Source organism: Paenibacillus sp. RC84 (assembly GCF_041260495.1).
Classification (GTDB): Bacteria; Bacillota; Bacilli; order Paenibacillales; family NBRC-103111; genus Paenibacillus_F.
Map to the genome: position 1 here is coordinate 385,135 of NZ_JBGBYL010000001.1, position 23,475 is coordinate 408,609.

The 23,475-nt window shown below is 56.4% G+C and carries 21 protein-coding genes; 19 read left to right on the forward strand and 2 right to left on the reverse strand.

Features of this window, described 5'->3' with window-relative positions; genetic code table 11:
• Window positions 1-279: 279 nt before the first annotated feature.
• The 3 genes from nirB to ABH899_RS01720 all read left to right on the forward strand — a co-directional run bounded on the left by nirB (window position 280) and on the right by ABH899_RS01720 (window position 4,005).
• A complete protein-coding gene (gene nirB / locus ABH899_RS01710; RefSeq protein ID WP_369993452.1) occupies window positions 280-2,715 on the forward strand; it encodes a nitrite reductase large subunit NirB in 2,436 nt (811 codons plus the stop codon).
• Between the two features lie 54 nt (window positions 2,716-2,769).
• Window positions 2,770-3,105 (forward strand): nitrite reductase small subunit NirD, encoded by a 336-nt coding sequence (gene nirD / locus ABH899_RS01715; protein ID WP_369993455.1) that lies wholly within the window; start codon window positions 2,770-2,772, stop codon window positions 3,103-3,105.
• A 111-nt stretch (window positions 3,106-3,216) separates the two neighbouring features.
• Window positions 3,217-4,005 (forward strand): formate/nitrite transporter family protein, encoded by a 789-nt coding sequence (locus ABH899_RS01720; RefSeq protein WP_369993457.1) that lies wholly within the window; start codon window positions 3,217-3,219, stop codon window positions 4,003-4,005.
• Window positions 4,006-4,373: 368 nt separating this feature from the next.
• Here ABH899_RS01720 and ABH899_RS01725 read toward each other — a convergent pair whose 3' ends face one another.
• A complete protein-coding gene (locus ABH899_RS01725) occupies window positions 4,374-5,099 on the reverse strand; it encodes a Crp/Fnr family transcriptional regulator (protein ID WP_369993459.1) in 726 nt (241 codons plus the stop codon).
• Window positions 5,100-5,311: 212 nt separating this feature from the next.
• Entirely contained in the window at window positions 5,312-5,839 is a 528-nt protein-coding gene (locus ABH899_RS01730) for a hemerythrin domain-containing protein (protein WP_369993462.1), read from the reverse strand.
• A gap of 163 nt (window positions 5,840-6,002) precedes the next feature.
• Between ABH899_RS01730 and adhE the strand changes: the two genes are divergently transcribed.
• From adhE to yqfC, 16 genes are all read left to right on the forward strand, one after another.
• The gene (gene adhE, locus ABH899_RS01735; protein WP_369993464.1) at window positions 6,003-8,612 is read left to right on the forward strand and encodes a bifunctional acetaldehyde-CoA/alcohol dehydrogenase; all 2,610 of its coding nucleotides are present in this window, start codon (window positions 6,003-6,005) and stop codon (window positions 8,610-8,612) included.
• Between the two features lie 187 nt (window positions 8,613-8,799).
• The gene (gene pflB, locus ABH899_RS01740; RefSeq protein WP_369993467.1) at window positions 8,800-11,070 is read left to right on the forward strand and encodes a formate C-acetyltransferase; all 2,271 of its coding nucleotides are present in this window, start codon (window positions 8,800-8,802) and stop codon (window positions 11,068-11,070) included.
• Window positions 11,071-11,109: 39 nt separating this feature from the next.
• A complete protein-coding gene (gene pflA / locus ABH899_RS01745; protein WP_369993469.1) occupies window positions 11,110-11,868 on the forward strand; it encodes a pyruvate formate-lyase-activating protein in 759 nt (252 codons plus the stop codon).
• 327 nt (window positions 11,869-12,195) lie between these two features.
• Window positions 12,196-13,140: a polysaccharide deacetylase family protein gene (locus tag ABH899_RS01750; protein ID WP_369993471.1), complete on the forward strand. Its 945-nt coding sequence runs from the start codon at window positions 12,196-12,198 to the stop codon at window positions 13,138-13,140.
• Between the two features lie 175 nt (window positions 13,141-13,315).
• Window positions 13,316-14,725 (forward strand): hypothetical protein, encoded by a 1,410-nt coding sequence (locus ABH899_RS01755; protein WP_369993474.1) that lies wholly within the window; start codon window positions 13,316-13,318, stop codon window positions 14,723-14,725.
• 20 nt (window positions 14,726-14,745) lie between these two features.
• Entirely contained in the window at window positions 14,746-15,462 is a 717-nt protein-coding gene (locus ABH899_RS01760) for a response regulator transcription factor (protein ID WP_009675036.1), read from the forward strand.
• The gene (locus tag ABH899_RS01765) at window positions 15,443-16,849 is read left to right on the forward strand and encodes a HAMP domain-containing sensor histidine kinase (RefSeq protein WP_009675048.1); all 1,407 of its coding nucleotides are present in this window, start codon (window positions 15,443-15,445) and stop codon (window positions 16,847-16,849) included. Before ABH899_RS01760 ends, ABH899_RS01765 begins: the two co-directional genes overlap by 20 nt.
• 435 nt (window positions 16,850-17,284) lie before the next feature.
• Entirely contained in the window at window positions 17,285-18,361 is a 1,077-nt protein-coding gene (rsgA, locus tag ABH899_RS01770) for a ribosome small subunit-dependent GTPase A (RefSeq protein WP_369993477.1), read from the forward strand.
• Between the two features lie 132 nt (window positions 18,362-18,493).
• Window positions 18,494-18,814: a hypothetical protein gene (locus tag ABH899_RS01775; protein WP_369993480.1), complete on the forward strand. Its 321-nt coding sequence runs from the start codon at window positions 18,494-18,496 to the stop codon at window positions 18,812-18,814.
• 174 nt (window positions 18,815-18,988) lie between these two features.
• Window positions 18,989-19,336, forward strand: a complete 348-nt coding sequence (locus ABH899_RS01780) for a histidine triad nucleotide-binding protein (protein WP_009675046.1) — start codon at window positions 18,989-18,991, stop codon at window positions 19,334-19,336.
• 122 nt (window positions 19,337-19,458) lie between these two features.
• Window positions 19,459-19,632, forward strand: a complete 174-nt coding sequence (gene rpsU, locus ABH899_RS01785; protein ID WP_024094532.1) for a 30S ribosomal protein S21 — start codon at window positions 19,459-19,461, stop codon at window positions 19,630-19,632.
• 16 nt (window positions 19,633-19,648) lie between these two features.
• A complete protein-coding gene (locus ABH899_RS01790; RefSeq protein ID WP_009675051.1) occupies window positions 19,649-20,089 on the forward strand; it encodes a GatB/YqeY domain-containing protein in 441 nt (146 codons plus the stop codon).
• A 210-nt stretch (window positions 20,090-20,299) separates the two neighbouring features.
• Window positions 20,300-21,070 (forward strand): NfeD family protein, encoded by a 771-nt coding sequence (locus ABH899_RS01795; RefSeq protein ID WP_369993485.1) that lies wholly within the window; start codon window positions 20,300-20,302, stop codon window positions 21,068-21,070.
• Window positions 21,071-21,122: 52 nt separating this feature from the next.
• The gene (floA, locus tag ABH899_RS01800) at window positions 21,123-22,106 is read left to right on the forward strand and encodes a flotillin-like protein FloA (protein ID WP_009675041.1); all 984 of its coding nucleotides are present in this window, start codon (window positions 21,123-21,125) and stop codon (window positions 22,104-22,106) included.
• Window positions 22,107-22,258: 152 nt separating this feature from the next.
• The gene (locus ABH899_RS01805) at window positions 22,259-22,750 is read left to right on the forward strand and encodes a hypothetical protein (RefSeq protein ID WP_369993487.1); all 492 of its coding nucleotides are present in this window, start codon (window positions 22,259-22,261) and stop codon (window positions 22,748-22,750) included.
• 427 nt (window positions 22,751-23,177) lie between these two features.
• The gene (gene yqfC, locus ABH899_RS01810; RefSeq protein WP_009671655.1) at window positions 23,178-23,456 is read left to right on the forward strand and encodes a sporulation protein YqfC; all 279 of its coding nucleotides are present in this window, start codon (window positions 23,178-23,180) and stop codon (window positions 23,454-23,456) included.
• Window positions 23,457-23,475: the final 19 nt, after the last annotated feature.

Consider the following 23,475-nt stretch of genomic DNA (forward strand, 5'->3'; position numbering starts at 1 on the left):
CGCGTAGAACGGCTGTGTTCATCTAAATACGACAACGGTACCTTGGCTTGTCCATGGAATCCGATAAAGAAGCACATTCCCGGTTTACCGGTGCGAATGTGCTTTTTTTTGTATGGCGGCAGTTTTGGTTCACGTTTCTTTCAAGCGATGTTCACATCCGCTTCCCGTCCTGTGACTTTTTTCACATCTGACCGGCACCGAAGACGTTTATACTAAGTATGTGCTTAATTTCACAAGTGAAACTTTTCAAAGATCGACCAAGGCAGGGGGCGTTAGGCAATGAATCGGAGAAAACTGGTGCTTATCGGAAACGGAATGGCAGGAGTGGGTGTGATCGAGCAGATTTTAAAAATCAACACCGGCTTGTTTGATATAACGATTGTGGGGAGCGAGCCTCACCCGAATTATAACCGGATTCAGCTCTCATATGTGCTTGAGGGCAGCAAAACGACGGATGAAATCGTCCTGAACGATTGGAGCTGGTACCGGGAAAACGGCATTGAGCTTCTGACGGGGACGACAGCGACTGCGCTGGATACGACGGCCAAAACGGTCACGACCGACCGCGGGGATGTCCTTCCTTATGACGTCCTGATTTTGGCGACGGGCTCGAAGCCGTTCATTCTGCCGGTTCCGGGCGCGGACAAAGAGGGAGTCGTCGGTTTCCGCGACATTGCCGACTGTGAAGCGATGACGGAAGCGGCCCGGACTTATCGACAGGCGGCCGTCATCGGCGGCGGCCTCCTCGGTCTCGAAGCGGCCAAGGGCCTTTCGAAGCTGGGCATGGAAGTGACGGTCGTTCATCTGATGGACGATCTGATGGAACGCCAGCTGGACCCGGCGGCTTCGGGGATGCTGCGGGCGGAGCTGGAGCGCCAGGGACTGCGTTTCGCGATGGGGAAACAGACGAAGGAGCTAACGGGCGGCGTGCGCGTCGAAGGGCTGGCGTTTACGGACGGAACCGCGCTGGAAACGGACTTTGTCGTCATGGCGGCGGGAATTAAGCCGAACAGCGTTTTGGCCGCGGCCGGGGGCCTGGAAGTCAATCGCGGAATCGTCGTGGACGATTTTATGCGGACCTCGGCGCAGGACGTGTATGCTGTCGGAGAATGCTGCGAGCACCGCAGCGTGTGCTACGGGCTTGTCGCCCCGCTTTTTGAACAGGGCAGCGTGCTAGCCAAGCATTTGTGCGGGGTGCAGACGGCTCCTTACGAGGGAACGGTGCTGGCCACCAAGCTGAAAATATCGGGTGTGGACGTATTCTCGGCCGGTGAGTTTATGGATCGTCCGGATCTTACGATCGTCAAAATGCAGGATGACTGGAGAGGCATTTATAAAAAGGTGCTCGTCCGCGGCAGCCGGATCGTAGGCGGCGTGCTGTTCGGCGATGTCAGCCAGGCGACCCAGCTTCAGCAGTGGATACGAAGCGGCCGCGAAATGACCGAAGACGTGCACGCCGTCCTGATGGGAATTCCCGCGGGAGAGGAAAGCGGCGGCGGGGCGGAGCTTCTGGCCGACGAGGATATCGTATGCGGCTGCAACGGGGTGACGAAAGGAACCATCGTGGAGGTTGTCCGCGCACAGGGTCTGAAAACAGTCGACGAAGTAAAAGCCTGCACCGGAGCTTGCCGCTCGTGCGGAGGCTGCAAGCCGCTTGTCGAGCAGATTCTGGCCGGCGTGCTGGGCGACGGCTACGAAGCGGGCACAGCGGCCCATGGCATCTGCGGCTGCACGCAGCTCGGCCGGGATGAAATTGTCGCAGCCATGCGTGAGCGGAAGCTGACGACGACCCGCGAGACCATGGCCGCTCTGAATTGGAGCAACCCCGAAGGCTGCTCGAAGTGCCGGCCTGCGCTCAACTACTATTTGACGATGTTGTGGCCGGAAACCTACGTGGACGAAAAAGAATCGAGATTCGTCAACGAACGACTGCATGCGAACATCAACAAGGACGGCACATATACGGTCGTACCGCGGATGTACGGCGGCGTAAGCTCGGCGGAAGAGCTGAAAAGGATCGGCGATGTGGCCGTGAAATATAACGTCCGTGCCGTCAAAATGACCGGCGGACAGCGGATCGACCTGATGGGCGTTCGCAAAGAAGATCTGCCGAAAGTCTGGGAAGAACTCGGTATGCCATCGGGCTACGCGTATGCCAAAGCGCTCCGGACGGTCAAAACGTGCGTAGGCTCGACCTTCTGCCGGTTCGGCACCCAGGATTCGATGGGGATGGGACAACTGCTGGAGAAGAAATTCGAAAGGATCGACATGCCCGCCAAGTTTAAAATGGCCGTGAACGGCTGCCCGCGCAACTGTGCGGAATCGTGCACCAAGGATGTCGGAATCGTCGGCAACGACGGCGGCTGGGAGATTTACATCGGCGGCAATGGGGGTATTAAACCGCGGCTTGCGGATCTTGCGGTAAAGGTGAAGACGGATGAGGAGCTTCTGGAGATTACCTCGTCGCTGATCCAGTTTTACCGGGAAACCGCCAATTACCTGGAAAGAACATCGGATTGGGTCGAGCGGCTGGGTCTGGCTTATATCCAGAACCATGCGATCACGGATGAAGCGAACCGGCGGGAGCTTGTAAACCGCATGGAGACCGCCCTGACACGCGCGCACGATCCTTGGCAAAAAGTGATCGGCGACCGCCAGCTCCGTCAGGAGCTGTATGAAGGCGTCAACGTGCCGGTAGGGCCGCCAACGGAATAAAGCGCATCGGACAGACAGGGGCTGCCAAGCAGCTCCCCAAAGGAGGAGAAATCGATGAACCGACAGCTTCAGGAAAAACCGGAAACCTACGTTTGCATCGGCAGACAAGGTGATTTTCCGGCTCGGCTGGGAAAGACCGTTTTCGTGGGAGAAGAAGAAATCGCCGTGTTTCATTTGACGGACGGCCGTCTCTTCGCGCTCCAGAACCGTAGTCCTCACCGTAGAGGAGGTCCGCTCTGCGAAGGGATGATATCGGGGGACCTGCTTTACGATCCCCTGTATGACTGGAAAATCAACCTGCTGGACGGTAAAGTGCAGGCGCCGGATACGGGACAGGTGAAAACTTATCCGGTGAAAACCGACGGGGAGCATGTCTGGATCGGGCTGTGATGCCCCTTCCGGCCGTGGTTCCGCCCTGCCGGCTTGTACGCACAAGAGGCTTATCCGGAACATCTTTCGTCCGGCTTAACCTGTTTTCAACCCGCGAGGAGATGACGCATAATGTTTACTGAAACCGTGGAAAAAATGGCCGCCGCGGCCCTGCAGAAAAAGAATTTTCTCTCCGAAAGCCTTCTTCGCTACCTGACGGCGGCCGGTCTGGCCGGTGCTTACGTAGGACTCGGCATCGTGCTTATCTTTTCCGTAGGGGCCCCGCTGTTTGCGGCAAAATCGCCGGTTACGACAACGGTCATGGGCCTGTCGTTCGGAGTCGCGCTCACACTGGTGATTTTTGCCGGATCGGAGCTTTTTACGGGGAACAACATGTATTTCACCATCGGGACGCTATCGCGTAAAGTCACGTGGAAGGATACGCTCGTCAACTGGTTCTGGTGCTACCTGGGGAACCTGACGGGGGCCATGGTCCTCGTACTGCTGGTCGTCGGTGCCGGGGTGTTTGCCAATATTAAGCCGGACCATTTGTTAATGACCATCGCCGCGAAAAAAATGAACATGGACACCACGCAGCTGTTTTTCCGGGGAATTCTTTGTAACTGGTTCGTCTGCCTGGCGATCTGGACTTCGATGAGAGCCAAAGAGGACACGGCGAAGCTGATTCTCATCTTCTGGATGCTGTACGGCTTTATCGCATCGGGGTATGAGCACAGCGTGGCGAATATGACCGTGCTGGGGCTGGCCCTGATTCTCCCGCATCCCGAAACGGTTACCTTGGCCGGCTGGTTCCACAACATGATCCCGGTAACGCTGGGGAACATCGTCGGCGGGGCCGTGTTTGTCGGGTTGCTGTATTACTTCATCTCGCCTGTGAAACGGGCGGACGGAAAGCTGTAAACATACGCTAGGCGCAGGCGCAGTCCCGCAAGCGAAGAAAGAAAGCTCCCTGATTTCAATCAGGGAGCTTTTTTACGGCCCGCAGCCGGGTGATGGGGCGCCGTATCCCGCACGCGGGGGTGAACGTTGTCGCTATAGGTCTGCGCCATGCTGTGCCGGAACACACTGCCGGGAATCGGCGCCTGGAGAATTCAGCGCCGTACTATGCTGTGCCGGACCGTCCTCCAGGAACCCCGTCCTCCGGGAACCCCGCGCCCGGGATTCCCGTGTCGGCAGCGCTGGCCCCACTCGCCGGGGCGCCCGGATATTTCAGCGCCGCACGACGTGGGGGGCCGTCTCGTCCGGCCCAAATAAAAAAAGTGTGCCGGTTACATCCGGCACACTTCTATGGGGCAGTTTTCGCAGTGGCAAATGCCCTTTAAATAATTCAAATCGCGAATGATGATGTAGCCGTTATCCATTTCAATGGCCTGAGCTTTGCGCAGGTCGCTGAACATGCGATTCACGCTTTCGCGGGTGGAGCCGATCATATCCGACAGCTCCGAGTGGGTGAGCTTTTTCGTAATGCGGATCGTCCCGTCCTCTTCGTGCCTGCCGTACGTGTTCGACAAGCGGATGATGGTGGAGCACAGGGCCCCGGGTTTTCCGTAGAGCATCATATCGCGGTATTTCGTCTGCGTCATCCGGTGGCTGAGCCCCATCCAGCGCATAAATTCCAGAGCGAATTCGCCGCTCTGCCAGATCAGCATTTCCACGTCTTTCTTGTGCGCCACGCCGATCAGGGTTTCTTCCAGCACTTCCGCGCTGTACCAATGCTTCGTGTCGTCGTAGGGATCGATCATGCCGATCAGATCGCCCTGCTGGTATAAGTAAAGCACGAGATCCTTGCCTTCGTCCGTAGACTTCGTAGCGCGTACCCGGCCGTTTTTTATAAAATAAAGCTTGTCAGCCGTATCGCCTTCCCAAAACAAGTAGGCGCCGGGTTGAAGCTTCTGCTCATGCATAATATCCGTCAGCTTCTGCAAGTTTTCCGTCTTAAAGGCAGCCGTGTTCCGGGGATTCGTATAGTAAACGGGATTTGTGCCGGTGTTCATGATGGCTTCCCTCCTCTTTGACTTCTGCTTCCAGTATACCGGATATGACGTAAATCATATATGATAAAAATCACACTTTTCGTACAATATTGGTTACCACGCCTGTCCGTATTCAACGCAAACCTGCCGTTTACAGGCAAAAGGACACAAAAAACCGGAGTTCCGTCTGCATTAGGCGGCTCCGGTTTCTTTTAATCGGGAAAATCGGCTTTCTACGAATAAAACTGCTCGATATCGGTCAGCATCTGCTCGGCGAGCGGGAATACCCATTCTTTTTCTTTACGCATATGCTCAAGAAGAATGAAGCACGACTGGAGCACGTGGGATACCGAACGTTTGGCGCACAGGGGATCGAGGGTTTGACTGTCTTCTTTGAGAGCCTGGAAGAAAAGGCGCAGATTGTGGACGGCCATGTTGTATTCCTGCTTCATAACGGCGGTAGGGCCCATTTTGTCGCCCGTGTACAAATCAACGATAGGGAAAAGCGTTTCCTGTTCATCCTGCTGATACTGCTGGAAAAACTTCAAGAACCGTTCGGCGCGTACCTTCAGCTGGTGTAAATCGGTTTTGAGCGAATCCCGGCTTCCGGCGGCTCCGATTCCGCGTGCGAGCATTTGCAGTTCCAGCAGATCGGCCTCAAGAAATTCATGCTGCTGCTTCAAATAGTATAGGGCGTCGGACAACTGGCTGCCTGGGTCCATAGCGGCATACGGCAGACGTTCCACGGTTATTGTGCTCATCGTCATTTCCTCCTGTCGGTCCTGCGGATGATGGTAAAGCGCGCGCGTGTTTCCTGTCTTCACCATAAGGCGGGGCCGCGCTTTTGTCTGTGATAAATGTCATAGTGAAAAAATTCACAATCACCTACAATGAAGGTGTAGAAAGAACAGAGGAGGCGGAGAGATGGCTGTACAGGAAAATGAGACCGTAAAACCCGCAGCTGCGGCGGCCAAAGAACAGGTAGACCGGCTGGTGCAGAACGCGAAGAAAGCGCAGGCCGCTTTTGAAGGCTTGGACCAATCCCAGGTCGACCGCATCGTACAGGAAATGGCGCTGGCCGGCGTTGACCGGCATATGGTTCTCGCCAAGCTTGCGGTGGAAGAAACGGGGCGGGGCGTATATGAAGACAAGATCATCAAGAACTTGTTCGCGACCGAGTATATTCATAACTCCGTGAAGTACGACAAAACGGTCGGCGTAATCGACGACGATCCGACGACCGGCCTTACGTCCATCGCCGAACCGGTCGGAATTATCGCCGGCGTCACCCCGGTAACGAATCCGACCTCGACAACGATGTTTAAAGCGCTGATCGCGATGAAGACGCGGAATCCGATTATTTTCGCCTTCCATCCGTCCGCGCAGAAATGCAGCTCCGAAGCGGCCCGCGTTCTGTACGAAGCGGCGGTAAGCCACGGGGCGCCGAAAGATTGCATCCAGTGGGTGGAGAAGCCTTCTATGGAAGCGACGCACGAGCTTATGCACCACGAGGGAGTGGCCCTGATTCTGGCTACCGGCGGCTCCGGCATGGTCAAATCCGCTTACAGCGCAGGCAAACCCGCTCTCGGCGTCGGCCCGGGCAACGTGCCGTGCTTCATCGAGAGAACCGCGGACCTGCGCCAGGCAGTCACGGATTTGATTCTCTCGAAGACGTTTGACAACGGCATGATCTGCGCATCCGAGCAGGCCGTTATCCTGGACGAAGCGATCGCGGCGGAGGCCAAGGCGATGCTGAAGGCGCAGGGCTGCCATTTCCTGAGCGCCAAGGAAACGAAGAAGCTGTCCCAGTTCGGCATGAACGCCGGATGCGCCGTGAACGCGGCGATTGTGGGCCAGCCCGCGGTACGCATCGCCGAAATGGCGGGGTTCGAGGTTCCCGCCGGGACGAAAATCCTGATCGCCGAGCTGGACGGCGTCGGTCCGGCCTACCCGCTGTCCGCCGAGAAGCTGAGCCCCGTGCTGGCCTGCTACACGGCCGCCACGGCTCAAGCGGGCATTGCCCGGGCAGCGGAGATTGCGGCATTCGGCGGACTCGGCCACACCTCGGTCATCCATTCGAACGACGACGGAGTGATCGCCGCATTCGCCAAGGAGCTGCCGACCTGCCGCATTATCGTTAACGCGCCTTCGACTCACGGGGCGATCGGGGATATCTACAACGCCAATATCCCTTCGCTGACGCTAGGCTGCGGCTCGTACGGCCGCAATTCCACTTCTTCGAACGTGACGGCGGTCAACCTGATCAACGTCAAAAAAGTCGCACATCGGACGGTGAATATGCAGTGGTTTAAAGTGCCCGAGAAAATTTATTTCGAAAGAAACGCCACCCAGTACCTGGCGAAAATGCCGGACATCACCCGTGTTTTGATCGTGACCGACCCGATGATGGTGAAACTCGGCTACGTGGAACGCGTGGAACATTACTTGCGCCAGCGCCGGATGCCGGTAGCCATCGAAGTTTTCAGCGATGTGGAGCCGGACCCTTCAGTCGACACCGTTGAACGCGGGACGGCCATGATGAACGCCTTCCAGCCGGACTGCATTGTGGCGCTCGGCGGCGGATCGCCGATGGATGCGGCGAAAGCGATGTGGCTGTTCTACGAGTACCCCGACGTCACGTTCCATTCGCTGAAACAGAAGTTCATGGACATCCGCAAGCGGACGTTCAAATATCCGAAGCTCGGCAAGAAGGCGAAGTTTGTTGCCATCCCGACGACTTCGGGTACCGGTTCGGAAGTGACTTCGTTCGCCGTCATCACGGATAAACAGAACGGCCACACGAAATATCCGCTCGCCGATTACGAGCTTACGCCGGATGTGGCCATCGTCGATCCCGAATTCGTTTACTCGCTCCCGAAAACAGCCGTGGCCGACACCGGCATGGATGTGCTCACACACGCGATCGAAGCTTACGTCTCCGTCATGGCAAACGACTATACGGACGGGCTCTGCCTGCAGGCCATCAAGCTCGTGTTCCGCAACCTGGAGCAGTCCCATGCGACGGCCGACAAGCTGGCCAGGGAGAAAATGCACAATGCGTCCACGATCGCCGGCATGGCCTTTGCGAACGCCTTCCTGGGCATCAACCACAGCCTGGCGCATAAGTGGGGCGGGCAGTACGGAACGGCGCACGGACGGACCAACGCGATCCTGATGCCGTACGTCATCCGGTATAACGCGGCGAAGCCGTCGAAATACGCGTCGTTCCCGAAATACTCGCACTACTGCGCCGACGAGCGCTACGCCGAAATCGCCCGGTTCCTCGGGCTTCCGGCCGCCACCACGGAGGAAGGCGTCAAGAGTCTCATCGACGCCATCCGCGAGCTGAATCAGAAGCTGGGCATTCCCGCTTCGTTCAAAGAACTCGGATTCGATGCCGATGATTTCGAAAGCCGTGTGGAGTACCTGGCGGACAAAGCGTTCGAAGACCAGTGTACGACCGCGAATCCGAAAATGCCGCTCGTCAGCGAGCTGGCCGAAGTGTACCGGGACGCCTTCTACGGCAGAATTTGAGCAAGCGGCCCGGGACTTATCTGCTGCCTGAATAAGCGGGAGCGGCGCCGCAGCAGCGGTGCGGTGAAACGGACCCAAAGACAGTGATCATGACGGCGGAATGCAGTGAAGTTTGCGCTGAAACGAAATCAGCTTTGCCGGGCGGCCGCTCCGCGGCCCGTCCGTTCATTCCAAGGAGGGAACAAAAATGGCTATCGAAGAGCGCGAGATGCGCATGAAGTCTGCTGAAGAGGGAGTATACCGCGGGTTCCGCAAAGGAAAGTGGCAGCACGGGATCGACGTCCGTGACTTTATCGAGCTTAACCTGACGCCTTATGAGGGAGACGAGGCTTTTCTTGCCCCTCCGACGGAAGATACGAAGGCGCTTTGGGAAGTCGTCAAGAACCTGACCCGGCGCGAAAGAGAGCAGGGAGGCGTGCTCGATGTGGATGTGAACACCGTGTCCACGATCGTTTCCCACGCACCGGGCTATCTCGACAAAGACAAGGAACGTGTAGTCGGGCTCCAGACGGATGAGCCGTTCAAACGCTCCGTGCAGCCGTTCGGCGGCATCCGGATGATGGAGGACGCCTGCGAAGCTTACGGCTTCAAGCTGCCGCAGGACATGGTCCGGCTGTTCACGGACATCCGCAAGACGCATAACCAAGGCGTGTTCGACGCCTACACCAGCGACATGCGGGCCGCCAGAAAAGCCGGCATCATCACGGGCTTGCCGGACGCTTACGGGCGCGGACGGATCATCGGCGATTACCGCCGGGTAGCGCTGTACGGCATCGACGCCCTCGTGGCCGATAAGAAGAAGGATCTTTTGCTTCTTGAAGTGGATGCGATCACGGAGGACGTCATCCGTGCCCGCGAGGAGCTGTCCGAGCAGATCCGGGCGCTCGCCGAGCTGAAGAAGATGGCCGCCGACCACGGTTTTGACATCACGGGGCCGGCCTCCGATGCCCGCGAAGCGTTCCAGTGGCTGTATTTCGCCTATCTGGCGGCGATCAAGGAACAGAACGGCGCGGCGATGAGTCTGGGACGGGTGTCCTCTTTCCTCGATATTTATATCGAAAGAGATCTCCGCGAAGGAACCTTGACCGAAACGCAGGCGCAGGAGCTGGTGGACCATTTCGTCATGAAGCTGCGGATTGTCAAATTCTTGCGTACGCCTGATTATAACGAGCTGTTCAGCGGCGACCCCACCTGGGTGACGGAGTCTATCGGGGGCATGTCCTTGTCGGGCCGGACCCGCGTGACGAAAAACTCCATTCGGTTTCTTCATACGCTGTATAACCTGGGTCCCGCTCCCGAGCCTAATCTGACGGTGCTCTGGTCCGAGCAGCTGCCGGAGGCGTTCAAGAAGTACTGCGCCAAAGTCTCGATCGAAACGAGCTCCATCCAGTACGAGAACGACGACCTGATGCGTCCTTTCTACGGCGACGATTACGGAATCGCCTGCTGCGTATCCGCCATGAGGATCGGCAAGCAGATGCAGTTCTTCGGAGCGCGGGCCAATCTGGCCAAAGCTCTCCTGTACGCCATTAACGGCGGCGTGGACGAAAAGCTCGGGGTCCAGATCGGACCCGAAAGCGTGCCGATTACCGCCGATGTGCTCGATTACGACGAGGTTATGCATAAATTCAAGGGTGTCATGGAATGGCTGGCGAAGCTGTATATGAACACGCTGAACGTGATTCACTACATGCACGACAAGTACTGTTACGAGCGGATTGAAATGGCCCTTCATGACCGGGAAATCGTCCGTACCATGGCCTGCGGAATCGCGGGATTGTCCGTAGTCGCCGACTCGCTGAGCGCGATCAAATACGCCAAAGTGCGCCCGGTCCGCAACGAGAAAGGAATCGCCGTCGATTTCGAAATCGAAGGTGATTACCCGATGTACGGCAACAACGACGACCGCGTCGATTCCATCGCCGTTTCTCTCGTCGAAGCGTTCATGGGCATGATCCGCAAGCACAAACCTTACCGGGATGCGGTTCCGACCCAGTCGGTCCTGACCATTACGTCCAACGTCGTTTACGGCAAAAAAACCGGCTCCACGCCGGACGGGCGCAAAGCGGGCGAACCGTTCGCGCCGGGCGCGAACCCGATGCACGGACGCGACCGCAAAGGCGCGCTGGCCTCGCTCGGCTCCGTCGCCAAACTGCCTTACGAGCACAGCCTGGACGGCATCTCGAACACGTTCTCGATTGTGCCCAAAGCGCTCGGCAAAGAGCCGCAGACGCGCAAGGACAATCTCGTCCATATGCTGGACGGATACTTCGAAAGCGGAGCGCACCATCTCAACGTGAACGTATTCGACCGGCAGCAGCTTCTGGACGCGATGGAGCATCCCGAGCAGTATCCGCAGCTCACCATCCGGGTTTCGGGCTATGCGGTCAACTTTATCAAACTCACCCGCGAGCAGCAGCTCGACGTTATTAACCGGACGTTCCACGGCGCCATGTAAAAGGGACCGGGGCACGCCGAAGCAAAGGACGTGTTAGTCATGAAAGGCAGAATCCATTCCATCGAAACGTTCGGCACGGTAGACGGCCCCGGTATCCGGTTTGTTCTCTTCATGCAGGGATGCGCCCTGCAGTGCGGCTACTGTCACAACCCCGATACGTGGGACACCTGCGGAGGACGGACGGTGACCGTCGATGAAATCCTCGCCGAAATGGAGCCTTATCTTCCGTACTACCGGAAGTCGGGCGGGGGAATCACCGTAACGGGCGGAGAGCCGACGCTGCAGGCGGCGTTTGTCGCGGAGCTTTTTAAAGCGTGCAAGGAACGCTTCGGAGTGAACACGGCGCTCGACTCTTCCGGTTTTTGCGAAGTGGGCCACGAGCATGTCCGCGAGCTTTTTGAAGAAACGGACCTCGTTCTGCTTGATCTGAAAATGATGGACCGCGACAAGCATATCGCGCTGACGAGCCAGCCCAACGACAAGATCCTGCGCACGGCGCGCTGGCTTTCCGATCACGGCAGGCCGATGTGGATCCGGCGGGTGCTCGTTCCCGGAATGACGGATACGGAAGACGAGCTGGAGCGGCTCGGTTCTTTTCTGGCCAGTCTGACGACCGTGGAAAAATTCGAGCTTCTTCCTTATCACAAGCTGGGAACCTATAAATGGGATCTTCTTCACCGGGAATATCCGCTCAAAGACGCCCTCACACCGACGGAAGAAGAAGTAGCGAGAGCGTATGAGTTTATCGAGCGTGCGCGGAACCGAAACGTTTCGCGGCCGACCTGCCAGTCTCTCTAAAAATTGGTCTTTACAGGAAATAAAACATCCTCTATATTTAAGCTTTCGGCCCCTGCGCCGGAAGCTTTTTTCGTCATGCTTGTACAATTTTTTACAAGTGTAACGGGATCGTAACGGCTTAATTGTTCAAATGTAATGGTTTCGTAACTACTTGTGTCGAAAGTTGGAGTACACTTAGGATAAGGAAACACGTTGAAGGGAACGGACTCGGGGAATACAGGAGAAGACGCCTTGCCGCGTCAGTCGTTCCTATGTGCTGGAAGTCATAGACAGGCTGGTAGGTTCATAGAAATCAGCCGAAGAAACAAATGGGAGATGGAAGGAATCATGAAAAAAAGAAAAGTGTTCAGACTGCGCTATGTCCTTATGATAGCGCTGGGGTTGTTTATTGCATACAATGTCAGCCATGCATTGTTGACCAAGGAAGCGGCTTCGGGCTCAACCCAGGGAGAAACGGCGGCTACGCCAAGCCCGTCTCCGGTCCCGACCGCGAATGAACCGGAGAAGAAGCCGGATAAGAGCGCGCATCCCGATCCTACGCCGACGCCGGAGCCGACTCGGAAGCCGGATCCTACGCCGGATCCGACGGCTACGCCCGATCCTGCGCCGACGCCGAAGTCAACGCAAGCTCCGCAGGGCGGCGGGTCGGCAAACTTGGCCACGCCGATTTATTCGGTTTCGACCAAAAATAAACTCGTTGCGCTTACGTTCGACGACGGTCCGGACCTGCACTGGACGCCGCAGGTTCTGGAAGTGCTGAGCAAGTACAACGCGAAAGCGACGTTCTTCCTGGTCGGTCGTCAGGTCGATAAATATCCCGATATGGTGAAGCGGATCGTGGACGAGGGCCACGCGGTAGGCAACCATACCTGGAGTCATGCGCAGCTGCCTAAGCTGACGCCCGAGCAGGCCCGCGAACAGATGACGAGCACGGACGAGGCGCTGAAGAAAGCGCTCGGCAAGGGAACGTACCTGTTCCGTGCCCCGTACGGCGCCGTCAACGATAACGTCAAAGCGGTAGCGGCCCAGCAGGGGCAGCTTATCATCGGCTGGTCGATCGACACGAAAGACTGGGCCGGTAATACGCCGGATCAGATTATGAACAATGTGAAACAGCATATTCATCCCGGCAGCATTATTCTGCAGCACAGCTTCGGAGGCAAAGGCGGTGACCTCAGCAATACCGTAGAGGCCACCCGCAGAATTTGCGAGTATCTGCAGGCTCAGGGCTACCAGTTTGTTACCGTGCCGGAATTGTTGGCTGCGAAATAATGAAACGCCCCGGGACCGGTTTTGCGGAAGGCCGCCGAACCGGCGGAAGCGAGCCGTCCATGCCGTATTTGCCGGCATCGGGCGGTTTTTTCGTTCGCGTCCATGCAGAATTTTCAGGTCCTGCTTCCGGGGCAGCTTTGCTATAATGGAACCAGCACTAGAAAAGGGGAATGTCATGAAGAGAAGAATCAAATGGATACCGCGACCCGCAGCGGGCCTGCTGACGGCCGGACTCTCCATGCTGCTGCTCAGCGGCTGCCAGCTCATATCTTCTTCTCCCGCCGCTTTGCTGAAGGCTCCGGCCATGAGCTCGAGCCTGTATCAGCTCAAAGAGGCGGTGACCCACTATCTGCCTCCGGGCGCGGTGCTCAACACGCCGCTCAAGCTGCCCGACAACTCGGCGGCCGGCCCGATTTACCAGGTGGACCTTAACGGGGACAACCAGAAGGAAGCCGTCGCCTTTTACAGGCTGCAGAAGAACGAGTTCGAACTCGGGGCCCTCATTCTCGAACAAGTGGACGAAGAATGGCGGAAGGTCACCGATATCCATGAGCTGGGCAGAGAAATCGACCGCGTCGACTTCGTGGACGTTACGGGAGACGGGGCTCCGGAAATGCTCGTAGGCTGGAGTGCCGGAGAAGCTGTCAATCTCAATAAAGAATTGTTCGTTTATTCCATGAAAGGCTCGGTGGTGAGCCAGATGGAGAAAATTCCGTACACCGAGATCGCGATCGGCGATCTGACCGGCGACGGAGTGCCTGAGGTGGCCGCCCTGCTTCTCGACCGCGACAAGCTGGACGCTTCCGCTTCTTTATACTCGTTCAAGAACGGGGAGAAGAAGCTGATGCAGAAGCTGCCTATGGACGGCGGCGTCAACGGCTACTACCAGGTCGTGATCGGCAAAGCGACCGACTCGCAGAACGGGATTTTCGTGGATGCGGGGCTTGGCGCCAATACATCGTATACTTCTCTCTTGGTTTGGAACAACGGTAAACTTAAAGACGTTTTCAGTGCCAAGGACGAACAGGGGAACGTTCAAACCTTTAAGGAATACAAAGGAAGATCCCAAGACGTCAACGGAGACGGTATTATGGAGATCGAGCTGCTCAAGATCCCTCCTTTTATCGAAAACAGCAATCCGACCGATATGCCCTGGATCCACCAGTGGTATCAGTGGGACGGCGCGAACGGGCTCAAATGGGTGCACGAAAATTACTATGACAACAATGTCACGTACCGGTTTGATTTTCCCGAATCGTGGAGAGGCAAAATTACGCTGGAACGGTCCAAAAGCGATCGTGCCGACGGGTACACGACTTTTTATTATTTAAGCGCGAACCGCAAGGAAAAAGCGGAGCTGCTGACCATCCGGTATTACCCGACGGAGCAGTGGGAGAACATGAAGAACGAGCTGCAGAAGAAGGAAATCGACTTCGTGGAGCTTGATACGTCGTACGGACGTAAAACCGTAGCGTTTTTACCGGAGAAGCCGACGAACCTGTCCGTCAAATCCTTGCAGGAATATAACCAGATGAAACTCGGATTGAAAGATATACAGGAGCGGCTGAAGCCGGTCTATTATTAGAGAAGGGGAGGGAGACCGGAATGAGAGTACTGATTTTGGAAGATGAAGAATCGATCCGCGGATTTATCCGGATTAATCTTAAACGCAACGATATTGATGTTACGGAGGCGGCGACGGGCGAGGAAGCCCTCCAGCTTGTAAAGGATGAAGGCCCTTTTCACATCGCCATTCTGGACGTTATGCTCCCGACTCAATTATCGGGATTCGACGTGTGCGCGCAGCTGCGGAAAATGTACCCGAAGATGGGCATCATCATGCTGACGGCGAAATCGCAGGATACGGACAAAGCCGAAGGTCTGGAGATCGGAGCGGACGATTACGTGACGAAGCCGTTCAGCCCGGTGGAGCTCATTGCGAGAATTAAGGCCCTGTACCGAAGGCTGGAAATTCCCGAGCAGGAATCGGCCAAACAGAGCCTGAGCTCCGGCATCTTTACGCTGCAATTGAAGGAACGGAAACTGTTTAAGGGACGGACCGAAATCGATATCACGCCGACCGAGTTTGCCATTCTGAAGCTGTTCATGGAACAGCCCGACCAGGGGATTTCCCGGGATGAAATTCTGGATGCCGTATGGGGTAAGCATTTTGTCGGCGATTTAAAAATCGTGGACGTCAACATCCGCCGTATCCGCCAAAAAATCGAGGTAGATCCGTCGCACCCTGCACATATCGAAACCGTTTGGGGTTATGGGTACCTCTGGAAGAAGGAATCCGCCCTTGAGCAGCATAAGGAGTAAAGTCGTCTGGAATTTTCTGCTGATCATCGTATTTATTGTGCTGCTTCTCGGAGGCTTGTTTCTGGGAACCATCTATCAATATTATTACGGAAGCGCCCTTCAGGCCTTAAGTGAACGCGCCAAATTCACAGTCGACTACAACAACCGCTACAATTCGCTTTCTCCTCTCCAGGAGAGGGCCCGCAACATTTTAAAAGAGCTTGCGAAGGACGAAATCAGCCGGGTCGAGGTAGTGGACCTGGAAGGGAATCTGATCCGGGATTCTTACGGGTTTACCTCCAAACGCAAAATCGATACGTCGGACGTCCAGTCCGCTCTGCTCGGAGAGCCCGGCAAGTGGATCGGGTTGAATACCGATACCAAAGAGAGGATCATGGCGCTTTCCTATCCCCTCAAGAACGGGGACCGCGTCGTCGGCGTCCTGCGCTACACGACTTCGATCGAGCAGGTGGACCGGATGGTCATGAGGACAGCCTGGATCATCATTGGCATCGGCGTGGCCGTCATTCTCGTATCGCTGGCGGTCAGTCTGCTTCTCGCCAACCGGATCGTGAGACCTATCCGCGAGGTCACGGATGTCGCCCAGAGCATGGCCCAGGGGGATTTCCACAACAAGGCCGTCAAACGGCATGACGACGAGGTCGGGCATTTGGCCGATACGCTCAATTACATGGCGGACGAAATTCTCCGCAACGACCGCCTGAAGAACGAGTTTATCTCCTCGATCTCCCACGAGCTGCGGACGCCCTTAACGTCGATTAAAGGCTGGAGCGAGACGCTGGTTTCGGGTGACCTGAACGAGAAGGAAGAAACGCTTACGGGTCTTTCCGTCATTTCCAAAGAAACGGACCGTCTGATCGGGTTGGTCGAAGACCTCCTCGATTTCTCCAAGCTCCAGTCCGGTAATATGAAAATGCACCGCGAACCGGTGGACGTCAACCGCCTCGTGAAAGACATTTACCAGCAGTTTGCGGGGAACTGCCAGAGGCGCAGAATGGAGCTGCAAATTTCCCTTGCGGAGAACAGCCTCTACGTTTTCGGGGATCAGAACCGGCTTAAGCAGGTGTTGATCAACTTGCTTGACAATGCGATGAAATTCACGCAGGAAAACGGGGTAATCCGCATCATGACCCGCGTGGAAGGCAGTCTCGTGCACCTGATCGTGGAAGATGAGGGCGAAGGGATTTCACCGGAAGCGGTGAAGTATGTGACGGAGAAGTTTTACAAGGCCGACAACCGGCAGCCGGGCAGCGGCCTGGGTCTGTCCATTTGCCAGGAAATCGCCCAACTGCACGGAGGAACGCTTCAGGTCACGAGCGAGCTCGGGCAGGGAACGACCGTAACGGTCGAGCTCCCGCGTATGCCGGAAGAGGAGAAGGTCCTGTAAACGGACCGTACCGGACTTGATAACCTGTGACGCTCAGACGGGCGGACGTGCGCAGCTCCGGCGCGCGTTACGGCGCCGCATGAAGGTGGTCACTCGCCAAATCTCCCGGCCGGCGGTTTTTTACCAGCCTCATGCAGCAAGCGGTACTCCCTCCGCATGGTGGGGAGCAGGCGTCATATAGCGGCGGCCAACCCTATGGAAGGGGCACGGCTATTGCACCGCTTCCCGTCTTGTTCATGCCCTTTCTGGTGCCCTGCCCGGGGCGGATGAAGTAACTTATATGGGAAGCAAAAGATCCGGTTGATTCCGCCGGGTCTTTTTTGCCGTTTTACGGCTGCGGATGTAAAAAACAGCTATGAATGATTGTTTCCCGGTTAATTCCCTCCGTTTCCTGCTAGACTGAGAAGCAGATAGGATGAAGGGTGTGTTCACGGATTGAATTTAACTGAATTAGGCTGGAACGACGAGCTCCGGCAAGCTTTGACGGATATGTCGGCGGAAGGTCTCACGGCAGGCCGCGTCGCGCTTGAACATAAGAGAATGTACCGGGTCAAGACCGATTCCGGCGAGGTGCTCGCCGAGGTGTCGGGCAGTATGCGCTACCAGGCGCGCAGCCGGGGAGATTACCCCGCGGTCGGCGACTGGGTGGCTTTAAGCGTGCGCGAGGAAGAGGGGCGCGCCACCATTCACGGCGTCCTGCCGAGAAAAAGCATGTTCGTCCGCAAAGTGGCGGGCAACGTGACCGAAGAGCAGATTGTCGCCGCGAACGTCGATGTCATCTTCCTCGTTAACGCCCTCAATGCGGATTATAATCTCCGCCGGCTGGAGCGCTACCTCGTCATGGCATGGGAGAGCGGCGCTTCTCCCGTTATCATCCTCAGCAAGGCGGACCTGTGCGCCTCGCCCGAGGAAGTGGCCCTCCGGGTCGCCGAGACGGAGGCCATAGCGCCGGGCGTGCCCGTCCATGCCGTCAGCTCGGTCCTCGGCGAAGGGGTGGAGGGCCTCCGCGCCGCCTACCTCGGCATCGGCCGGACGGCCGCAGTCGCCGGGTCCTCCGGAGCGGGGAAGTCCACGCTCATCAACGCGCTGCTGGGCCGCGAGGCGATGGACACCGGCGCGATCCGGGAGGACGACGCCCGGGGCCGCCATACGACGACCCACCGCGAGCTTCTCCTGCTCCCCGGCGGGGGCGTGCTGATCGATACGCCCGGCATGCGCGAGCTTCAGCTGTGGGAGGCGGACAGCGGGCTCAGCCAGTCGTTCGACGATGTCGAGACGCTGGCGGCCTCCTGCCGCTTCCCGGATTGCCGCCACAACAGCGAACCGGGCTGCGCCGTGAGAGGCGCCATAGAAGACGGGACGCTGGACCAGGCGCGCTATGACAGCTACGTCAAGCTGCAGAAGGAGCTGGCCTTCCTGGCCCGCAAGGAGAGCAAATCCCTCCAGACTGCGGAGAAGGACAAGTGGAAGAAGATCCACAAGGAGATGAGACGCAAGCCCTCCAAGCCATAAAAAGCGGCGGAACCGCGATCCGGGCGCCAGTGCGGACCCGGTTCCGCAGATTCACCTCCCGTTCAGCGAAATGCGCGAATCAGTGGCCTTTCGCCCAGCCGTGCATATGCTGAAGGCAGGGGGTGTTTGTTGATGCAAAAGCACGAAGCGAAGTCCTTGTGTCAGCAGCATAAATACCGGTACGTTCTCATCCAACTGAACGACGGTACGGTGCATGACGGAATTATCGAGAACGTCGACGATGATTACGTATATCTGGCCATTCCCGTGGGCGGCAGAGGGGGCGGCGAAAGCGAGACGCGGGCGTTCGGCTGGGGATACCCGTATTACGGCTACCCTTACTACGGATATTTTCCGTACGGCGGGTACCCTTATTATCCGCGGCGCCGTTTTTACCGGGGGGTCTTTCCTCTGGTGGCTCTGACGGTCCTTTCGCTGCTTCCGTACTATTGATACAAAAATCCATAACCGCCTGGGAGAGACATTCGTCTTCCGGCGGTTTTACCTTTTTCCGGAACGCCGCTCACTTTTTATTTTCTTTTTGACCCGTTATTCAGTATGATAAAAATATACATACAAATCTATACACATGAGCATGTACGATTCGATAAAGGAGGAGACGAAACAGTGGATTGCTTATTCTGCAAAATCAGAGACGGACAGATTCCTTCCAAGCAGGTATACGAGGACGAGCAGGTGCTGGCTTTTCACGATATCCAGCCGGCCGCTCCGGTTCACATCCTGATCATTCCGAAGAAGCATATCGCCTCGATGAAAGACGCCGGAGAAGAAGACTGGGCGCTGATCGGTTCGGTTCACAAGGCCGCGCAGCAAATCGCCCGGGATTTCGGTATCGAAGAGAGCGGCTACCGGCTCATCAACAACTGCGGACCCGACAGCGGACAAGTGGTTTTCCACATCCATTACCATCTGCTCGGCGGCACGAATTTGGGTCCTCTAGTAGCTCAAAGATAATTCATAGAATTTATTGTCATAGGAGTAAAGCTTTTAGGTTGACACCTAGAAACGTTTTCCCCTATAATGAAGTTTGATGAACCGCTTTGATTGGACGGTCTGTTCGGAGGGAGGGAAAACTGGTGTCAGAAACTCGAGTTCGCAAGAATGAAACCATAGATGCTGCACTTCGCCGCTTTAAGCGTTCCATTGCTAAGGATGGCGTGTTGGCGGAGATTAAAAAGCGCAAGCACTACGAGAAGCCGAGCGTTAAGCGCAAAAAGAAATCTGAGGCTGCTCGTAAGAGAAAGTTCTAGGAGGCAACCCAAGTTCATGAGCTTAAGCGAACGTTTGAACGATGATATGAAGCAAGCGATGAAGAGTCAAGACAAGTTTACACTCTCCGTAATCCGTATGGTAAAAGCATCTATCAAGAATATCGAGATAGATCAGCGACGAACCTTAGATGACAATGAAGTGCTTGATGTTCTGAATCGCGAAGTCAAACAACGCAAAGATTCCCTCCAAGAATTTAAAAACGCCGGCCGGGACGATTTGGCCGACAGCCTGCACGCTGAGATCGACATTCTAATGAAGTACCTGCCGCAGCAGTTAACAGAGGAAGAAGTAAGCGCAATTGTAAAGCAGACCATCCAAGAAGTTGGCGCTTCCTCCAAAGCGGATATGGGAAAAGTAATGTCGGCCCTCATGCCGAAAGTTAAAGGTCGGGCTGACGGGAAATTAGTTAACCAACTGGTGCAACAAAACCTGTAATAAACCGACGGGGTCGGAAGCAGTGATGCTTCCGGCCTTTTTTCATAGCCGGAAAACACATAAAACGGAGGCCGCTGCGCAAACAAGCTTAAGGGCTGCTCCGGCTTGTCCGTGGAGCCTGCCGCCAACTTATGAACATTTGGTGAAACGTTTTTCATCTCGTTACGTAGAAAAGACTATAAGACAGTTACAGGGTTAGGAGGAGAAGCCATGATCAGCTTACGGAGAACATTTCTGGGCTGTGCCGCGGTCCTCGGATCAATCGGCTGCCTGCCCGGTTTGGCCGCGGCATCAGCCGGAACTGCGGCGCAGCAGGGCTTTACGAGTGCGCTTGGCGATTTCCTGACACATCCGGCCGTTGCCGCGATCCTGCTTCTGATCGGGATTGTCGGAATCGGACTCGAGCTGCTTTTCTGGACGTTCGGTCTTCTCGGGTCGATCGGGGTTATCGGCTTCGGGCTGTATTTCCTCGGCAATTATCTTGCCGGGGGAGCGGGGTCCGGAGATATCGGTCTGTTCGTTTTGGGCGTGCTGCTTCTGCTGCTGGAACTGATCATTCCGAGCTTCGGTATACTCGGTATAGCCGGTAGTATTTCCTTGTTCAGCGGAGTGATTCTGGCGGCTGACAACCCTCAGACGGCGGCGCTTTTGCTCGTCATCGCTTTCGTTGCGGCGGCTGTTCTTCTCTTTATCGCGGTCAAGAAGTTTCCTGCGAGGGGAGTATGGAACCGTTTTATCCTCAAGGAGGAGCTAACTACCGAAAAAGGTTTTGTGTCCAGCTCGTTCAAGCTGCATCTTATGGGGCAGACGGGAACTTCGCTTACGCCGCTTCGTCCGTCCGGTACTGCCCAATTCGGGGAAGACCGGGTGGATGTGGTAACGGAAGGCGGTTTTATTCCTGCCGGACGCCTGGTCAAGGTCGTTCTCGTGGAAGGCAGCAGAGTCGTGGTGCATGAAGAAGAAGCCGGCGCAGAAAAATAAGGTACAGCCGGCAGAGCGCCATTTAATTACGTAAAGGGAGGTTTTTTGACACATGGAATCTTATTTTTATTTGTTGATTGCCGCAGTGGTTCTGATTTTGTTGATGGTATTTTTCACGTTCGTTCCGGTTATGCTCTGGATTTCCGCTCTGGCATCGGGCGTACGTATCAGTATTTTGACGTTGGTGGCGATGAGGCTGCGGCGCGTTATTCCGAGCCGGATCGTGAATCCGCTCATTAAAGCGATTAAAGCCGGACTGGGACTGAATATTAACCAGTTGGAAAGCCACTATTTGGCGGGCGGTAATGTTGACCGCGTGGTCAATGCCCTGATCGCGGCACACCGCGCAGATATCCAACTGCCGTTCGAGCGGGCGGCCGCGATTGATCTGGCCGGCCGTGACGTGCTCCAGGCCGTTCAAATGAGCGTAAACCCGCGTGTCATCGAGACACCGACCGTTTCCGCGGTAGCCAAAGACGGGATCGAAGTGAAAGTTATCGCCCGGGTAACGGTTCGGGCGAATATCGACCGCCTCGTCGGGGGTGCCGGCGAAGAAACGATTATCGCCCGTGTCGGCGAGGGGATCGTTACGACTGTCGGTTCCAGCGGCTCGCATAAGGACGTTCTCGAAAATCCGGATATGATTTCCCGGACCGTACTCGGTAAAGGTCTGGATGCAGGTACCGCTTTTGAGATCTTGTCCATTGATATCGCGGATGTCGACGTAGGCAAGAACATCGGAGCGCACCTTCAAACCGAGCAAGCCGAAGCCGACAAGCGGATCGCGCAGGCCAAAGCGGAAGAACGCCGCGCCATGGCCGTTGCCCAGGAGCAGGAAATGAAAGCCCGCGTCGTGGAAATGAGAGCGAAAGTCGTCGAGGCCGAATCCGAGGTGCCTCAGGCAATGGCAGATGCGATGCGTAACGGAAAGCTCGGCGTAATGGACTACATGAATTATAAAAATATCGATGCCGATACGCATATGCGCAGTTCCATCGGTAAAATGTCGGAAGAGGGCAAAGAAGGTAAAGAATAAAGACGGTGGAAATCTCCGGGCTCTGCTCGGCAGATTTGCCGGTTCCACCCGGTCTCGGAGGGAATCGGCATCCCTTTATTAGTTGCTTCACCGAAGTTTACCGGGGCATCGGCATCTCTTGTCGAGACTGACCCGGGAAAGGGGGCGTGGTGATGGAGCGTCTGATCGAACTGATTGCGAACAATTTCTTTTTCGTTATAATGATCGGTATTTTTCTGGTGTCCATGCTGTCTGGCAAGCGCAAAAAGACCGGCAATCCGAACCGGATGCCGGATTTCAGCGGCCAGGGCCTTCCGCGCCGTCCGGCCGCATCTACCCGGCCTGCGTCCGGGGCCGGCCGGGAGCCCGACCGGCGCGGTGATTGGTCCGCCGAAGATGCGGCGGACGATTGGACCGCGGCCGAGCCAGCAGCGGCCGGGCGCGGGCGCAGCGGCGGCTTTGCCGCCAGCGATGCCCGCGGCAGCTTCGCAAAGCCGGCGGAGACGCCGCGCAAGCGTGAAGCGCGCGCCGTGCGCGAAGAGGCTGCTGCCGGCAGCGGGAACTCCGCCGCCGGTGTCGACCTGCACCCGCGTCAAGCGGTGCAGGGGGTTATCTGGGCCGAAATACTCGGCCCGCCGCGTGCTAAAAAACCGTTCCGCCGGTAATACCGGACGGAACGGCTTTTTTTTGTGCCCGAGCGAGCCGTGCCCGAGCGAGCCGTGCCCGCCGGGCTGGCGTCCCAAAGACCGTAGAACGCCCGCAGAGGCATTCTACGGTCTTTTCCAATATTATACTCATCAGAAAGATTGGCGTCTCCCAAGGGTACTTGGAGGCGTCTTGCGCGTGTGAATCTTCCTCTGTCGCTTCTGCACATGCCGAAGTAATTTCAGGTATAACCTAACGCCTCCCTTTATTTTCACGCCGATAAACACGAAATGCCCCAATTTTGCGGCCCGCAGGATAGGGACGAAACACCGCTCATAAATCACATGCGGCTCGCATAGATTGGAAAAAGCAGCGTCTGAACAAGAAGCGCCTGAATTTGCGCCTGCGTGCTGAAAGCATGGGGCAAAGGCTGGGAGGGACGAGAGAATGCGCCGGCTCACGCAAAAGTGGAAGCAAATGACTGCTAATATGCTCGACCTTCCGCAGGATGTCGTACAAGATATTCCCCGGATCACGATGATCGGCAACGTCCAGCTTTACGTGGAGAATCACTGCGGGGTTATGCATTTTTCCAGCGAGATGCTGCGTCTGCAGCTTACACGGGGGAAGCTTGAGGTAAGCGGGAAGGAATTGGTGATCCGCGCCATTTTAACGGAAGAAGTACTTATCGAGGGAATTATCGCGGATATCAGATATATGCCATAACGGGTCCGGAAAGGGGAGT

Bases quoted from the DNA above. Each gene is read 5' to 3' on its own strand.
- floA (WP_009675041.1), top strand. From the start codon at position 21,123: ATGGAATCTTATTTTTATTTGTTGATTGCCGCAGTGGTTCTGATTTTG.
- ABH899_RS01805 (WP_369993487.1), top strand. From the start codon at position 22,259: ATGGAGCGTCTGATCGAACTGATTGCGAACAATTTCTTTTTCGTTATA.
- ABH899_RS01725 (WP_369993459.1), bottom strand. From the start codon at position 5,099: ATGAACACCGGCACAAATCCCGTTTACTATACGAATCCCCGGAACACG.
- ABH899_RS01720 (WP_369993457.1), top strand. From the start codon at position 3,217: ATGTTTACTGAAACCGTGGAAAAAATGGCCGCCGCGGCCCTGCAGAAA.
- ABH899_RS01755 (WP_369993474.1), top strand. From the start codon at position 13,316: ATGAAGAGAAGAATCAAATGGATACCGCGACCCGCAGCGGGCCTGCTG.
- pflB (WP_369993467.1), top strand. From the start codon at position 8,800: ATGGCTATCGAAGAGCGCGAGATGCGCATGAAGTCTGCTGAAGAGGGA.
- ABH899_RS01730 (WP_369993462.1), bottom strand. From the start codon at position 5,839: ATGAGCACAATAACCGTGGAACGTCTGCCGTATGCCGCTATGGACCCA.
- adhE (WP_369993464.1), top strand. From the start codon at position 6,003: ATGGCTGTACAGGAAAATGAGACCGTAAAACCCGCAGCTGCGGCGGCC.
- yqfC (WP_009671655.1), top strand. From the start codon at position 23,178: ATGCGCCGGCTCACGCAAAAGTGGAAGCAAATGACTGCTAATATGCTC.
- ABH899_RS01760 (WP_009675036.1), top strand. From the start codon at position 14,746: ATGAGAGTACTGATTTTGGAAGATGAAGAATCGATCCGCGGATTTATC.
- nirB (WP_369993452.1), top strand. From the start codon at position 280: ATGAATCGGAGAAAACTGGTGCTTATCGGAAACGGAATGGCAGGAGTG.
- pflA (WP_369993469.1), top strand. From the start codon at position 11,110: ATGAAAGGCAGAATCCATTCCATCGAAACGTTCGGCACGGTAGACGGC.
- ABH899_RS01750 (WP_369993471.1), top strand. From the start codon at position 12,196: ATGAAAAAAAGAAAAGTGTTCAGACTGCGCTATGTCCTTATGATAGCG.
- nirD (WP_369993455.1), top strand. From the start codon at position 2,770: ATGAACCGACAGCTTCAGGAAAAACCGGAAACCTACGTTTGCATCGGC.
- ABH899_RS01775 (WP_369993480.1), top strand. From the start codon at position 18,494: ATGCAAAAGCACGAAGCGAAGTCCTTGTGTCAGCAGCATAAATACCGG.
- ABH899_RS01795 (WP_369993485.1), top strand. From the start codon at position 20,300: ATGATCAGCTTACGGAGAACATTTCTGGGCTGTGCCGCGGTCCTCGGA.
- ABH899_RS01790 (WP_009675051.1), top strand. From the start codon at position 19,649: ATGAGCTTAAGCGAACGTTTGAACGATGATATGAAGCAAGCGATGAAG.